The organism is Actinomycetota bacterium (assembly GCA_035759705.1).
Taxonomy (GTDB): Bacteria; Actinomycetota; CADDZG01; order JAHWKV01; family JAHWKV01; genus JAJCYE01.
Genome location: DASTUJ010000220.1, coordinates 1 through 4,099, shown reverse-complemented (window position 1 = coordinate 4,099; position 4,099 = coordinate 1). Strand labels below are relative to the sequence as shown.

The following is a 4,099-nucleotide window of genomic DNA, read 5'->3' as shown; positions in this document are numbered from 1 at the left end:
CACCGCCTCCTCGTCGAGCGCCCGCTGCAGCTTGGCCTCGTCGACGTCGGCGATGCTTGCCCCGGCGTGCCGTCCCCGGAGCGCCTGCTCGACCTCCTCCATCTCGCCCAGGCGCTCGAAGGCGTCGGCGGTCTCGGACAGGCCCATCGGCTCCTGGCCGTACCCGTACGCCGCCTCGCCCCAGGGAAGGTTGGGGGCAAGCTGCTCCATCTGCTCGCTCAGCATCGCCATCTCGAACTCGAAGTCCATGTCGTTCATGACCGCGGCCTGCAGCTCCTCGAGCTCCCGCCGCTGCTCGGGCGACAGGCTGGCCAGCAGCCGGCTCATCGCCGCCATGCGGGCGGCCAGTACCTCGAGCAGCTCGTCGAGCGTCTGGGGCCGCTCGGGGAACAGGTCGCCGTAGCGCTGCATGAAGCCCTCGAAGTCGTAGGCCTCGCCGTTGTTGCGGGCTTCGATCATGGCGTTCAGCTCGGCCATCATCTGGCGCATGCGGGCGACGTCTTCCACGCTCACGTTCTGCATTGCCCCCATCAGCTTGCCGAACTGGGCCTGCATGAGGTCCCGGCGGATGTCTTCGATCAGGCTGTTGAACGCCTCCCGGGCGCCCGGGTCCTGGAACTCGTAGTTCATCAGCTGGCGGATGGCACCCGAAGGGGAGTTGGGCAGCAGGTCCAGCTGGGTCTCCCGGGACCGGGCGGCCTCGGAGCGGTCGTCCGCCAGCGCGGCCTTCTCCTGGTCGAGGATCGCTTTCAGCCGGTCGGCGTACTGGCTTACCGAGGCGTTGGTGTTGGTCTTCTCGGCCCACTTGCGCCGGGCTTCCGACATGCGCCGGGAAAGCTCGTCCAGGCCCCGCATCCGGCCGTCGATGCCCCGCCGCATGAGGCGCTGGAGCGCGCGCTCGGGGCCGATGCCGCTGAGGAGGTCGTCGGAGATCTCGTCGACGAGGTCCGAGTCCTCGATGTCGTCCTCGTAGAAGTTCTGAGTGCCGTCCCAGCGGGAGAACTCAGAGCGCATGGCACTAACCGCCGAAGCGCCAGGCCCGGGGGCCGGTCCCGCTCTTGTTCAGCCGGCGGGCGAGGTGGAGGCCCTCCAGGGCGAACTCCACGGCCGATGCGGCGGCCGCCGGGCTCTCCTCGGTCAGCCCCAGGCGCAGCAGAGTCTCCTGCAGCTCGGGGACCTTGCCGAACTGGGCGAGGAACTCCTCGGCAGGCTGCTCGTCGGAGCTTTCGACGGTCATGCCGGAGTCGAATCGTTCGATCCACGGTCCGAAGTCCTGCCCGCCCAGGCGGCGCCGGAAGACCTCTGCGATGGCCGACCGCATGGCGGCCTCAAGGATCCGGCGCTCCCGGCCCTCCTCCATGGTGTCGAACTCGATGCGGCCCATCGACGCGTCGAGCAGGGTCCACAGCTCCAGCGGCCGGGGGACCGCCACCGTCTCGCCCGACAGGACGGCCCGGCGGAGGGCGCCGGCCATCAGCGTCTCCAGGTTCCCGATCGAGTAGCGCACCGACACCCCGCTTCGCTGGTTGATCTTCGGGGAGCGGCGGAGTTGGGCCGTGAACTCCGCGAGCACCTCTTTGAGGAAGACCGGGACGTAGACCGGGATGCCGACGTCCGGGGGAGCGGCCTCCTGGTCCATGATGGCGATCTCGTCGGCCGTGTCCTCCGGGTAGTGGGTGCGGACCTGGGTGCCGAAGCGGTCCTTGAGCGGCGAGATGATCCGGCCCCGGTGGGTGTAGTCCTCCGGGTTGGCGCTGGCGACCAGCACCAGGTCGAGGGGCAGGCGCACCTTGAACCCCCGGATCTGCACGTCCCGCTCCTCCAGGATATTTAGCAGGGCCACCTGGATGCGCTCGGGGAGGTCGGGGAGCTCGTTGATCGACAGGATTCCCCGGTTGGTGCGGGGGATCAGGCCGTAGTGGATCGTCAGCTCGTCGGAGAGGTAGCGGCCTTCGGCGACCCGGATGGGGTCGACGTCGCCGATAAGGTCGGCGACCGACGTGTCCGGTGTAGCCAGCTTCTCCGAGAACCGCTGGTCCGGGCCGATCCACGTGATCGGGGTGAAGTCGCCCTTCTTGGCCACGAGGGCCCGGCACGCGGCGCAGATCGGCCGGTACGGGTGGTCGTTGATCTCGCAGCCCTCGATGACCGGGACCTGGTCGTCCAGCAACTCCACGAGCGAGCGGATGAGCCTGGTCTTTGCCTGGCCGCGCTCGCCGAGGAGGATGATGTCGTGGCCGGCGAGGATGCCCCGCTGCAGCGTCGGGAGCACGGAGTCCGAGAACCCCATGATTGAGCGGAACATGGGCTGCTTGGCGCCGAGCCGGCGGGCCAGGTTGGAGCTCAGCTCCTGCTTGACGCTGCGGTCGGCGTAGCCGGAAGTTCGAAGGTCGGCGATGTTGGTGGGCAAAACCATCTGTAAAGGCTACCGCCTGCCGGTAACTAGGGCGGCAGCGACGAGCGAGGAGGGGGACCGGCATGGCCGCTTCAAGTGATTCGCCCATGAGACCGCAGATAACGTTCGGGAAGTTCGAGAACGTCGACATGCGTGTCGCACGGGTGATCGGCGCCCCTATGGCTGAGGGTACGAGGGCGCCCTCAAGGGTATTCGAGCTGGATCTCGGCCCCTTGGGGACGAGAACTTCGGTCGGCCAGTACGCGCTCATCGGGGAAGAAGAACTCGTCGGAAGGAACGTGGTTGCGTGCGTGAACTTGGGCAGCCGGCCCATGGGTCGGTACGTCTCGGAGGTCCTGGTGCTCGGAGCGCCGCATCCGGAGAGCCCCGGCGACCAGAGCCAGGCAACCCCACTGTTCGTTTCGTCCGATGTGGAACCGGGGTCCCGAATTTTCTAAGTTTTCTTGTTCATGGTCGTTCAGGGCGGTTTTCTGTCACCCCTGATCTCTAGAATCGAACACATGTTCGAAAGGTTGGAGAACATCCTCAGCCAGCTGCAGGCCTTCGTGGAAGGCTTCGACGCCTCGGGCCTGGACCGGGCACAGTCGCTCGAGCTGTACGAGAGGTTGTGCCGGGGGGAGCGGCTGATGCACGCGGCCAAGGCGCTGGCCGGCAAACAGCTGGCCGACTGCAGGGCGTGGTACGAAACCGACCACAAATCGACCGCTCACTTCATGGCTGCCGTTGCCGGCACCACTATCTCGCATCAGTGCAACATGCTCGAGGTCGCCGAGGTGCTCCCCGAGCTTCCCGAGACCGACAAGGCGTTTCGATCCGGGGCACTGACCGAAGAAAAGGTCATCGACCTGGCCTTTGCGGCCGCCCTCGACCCCGAATCCGAGGAGGGACTGCTGGTCCTGGCCGAGGCCGCCTCGCTTGAGGAGTTCCGGGCCGAGTGCGCCCGGGTCCGCCACGCCGCCTCCTCCGAGGCGCAGCGTCACGAAAGGGCCCACAAGCGCCGCTACCTAAAGCACTGGATCGACCTCGACGGTGCCTTTCGCCTCTCGGGCAGCTTCACCCCGGAAGCCGGGGCCCGGATCATCTCGGCGATCGAGCCCTACCGCCAGAAGGTGTCCGACCGGTTGTCCAAGCGGGGGCGCAAGGGCCGGGCACCCTCGGGGGCGGTGCTGGCCGACGCCCTGGTCGAGATGGCGGGCCACGACCGGACCGCCGGAGACGACAAACCTGGCCCCCGAGCCATGATCCACGTCCGGCTCGACTACGAGGCGATGATGCGGGGTTACACCATGCCCGGCGAGATCTGTGAGGTCCCCGGAGTCGGGCCGATCTCGGTCGCCGAGGCCAACTCGATGCTCGGCGACGCCCTGGTTACCGCAGTGGTGATGGACGGCACCGACATCCGCAACCTGATCAAGGTGGGCCGGGTGATCCCGGCCAGGTTAGAGGCGGCCCTGATCGAGCGGGACCAGTGCTGCGTGGTCCCCGGTGCGGGGAGCGGCACGGCCTGGAGATCGACCACGTCGTCCCGGTCCACCGGGGCGGGCCGACCACCCTGTACAACCTGGGCCGGATGTGCGGGTGGCACCACTACCTAAAGACCCACCAGGGGTACGTCCTGGGACGAAGACTCGGCCACTGGTTGTGGGACGGGCCGTATGCCGTACAGATAACCCTTGAGGAGTT

Annotated in this window: 5 protein-coding genes; 3 read left to right on the top strand and 2 right to left on the bottom strand. The window is 67.5% G+C overall.

The genetic code is table 11. The features are described from left to right. Both VFV09_15455 and VFV09_15450 read right to left on the bottom strand, forming a co-directional pair. Positions 1–1,014: hypothetical protein (locus tag VFV09_15455; protein HEU4869107.1), on the bottom strand; the 1,014-nt coding region annotated here is incomplete at its 3' end. A gap of 4 nt (positions 1,015–1,018) precedes the next feature. Next, a complete protein-coding gene (locus VFV09_15450) occupies positions 1,019–2,416 on the bottom strand; it encodes an AAA family ATPase (protein ID HEU4869106.1) in 1,398 nt (465 codons plus the stop codon). Between the two features lie 86 nt (positions 2,417–2,502). Here VFV09_15450 and VFV09_15445 point away from each other — a divergent pair, with 86 nt between their 5' ends. The 3 genes from VFV09_15445 to VFV09_15435 form a co-directional block, all read left to right on the top strand. Next, positions 2,503–2,853 carry a tRNA-binding protein gene (locus tag VFV09_15445; protein ID HEU4869105.1) on the top strand — a complete coding sequence of 117 codons (351 nt, stop codon included), beginning with the start codon at positions 2,503–2,505 and terminating at the stop codon, positions 2,851–2,853. 63 nt (positions 2,854–2,916) lie between these two features. Beyond that, complete coding sequence (locus tag VFV09_15440; protein HEU4869104.1) at positions 2,917–4,011, top strand: DUF222 domain-containing protein; 1,095 nt, start codon at positions 2,917–2,919, stop codon at positions 4,009–4,011. Beyond that, positions 3,927–4,099 (top strand): hypothetical protein (locus VFV09_15435; protein HEU4869103.1); only part of this gene is annotated, 173 nt, incomplete at its 3' end. The genes VFV09_15440 and VFV09_15435, both read left to right, overlap by 85 nt.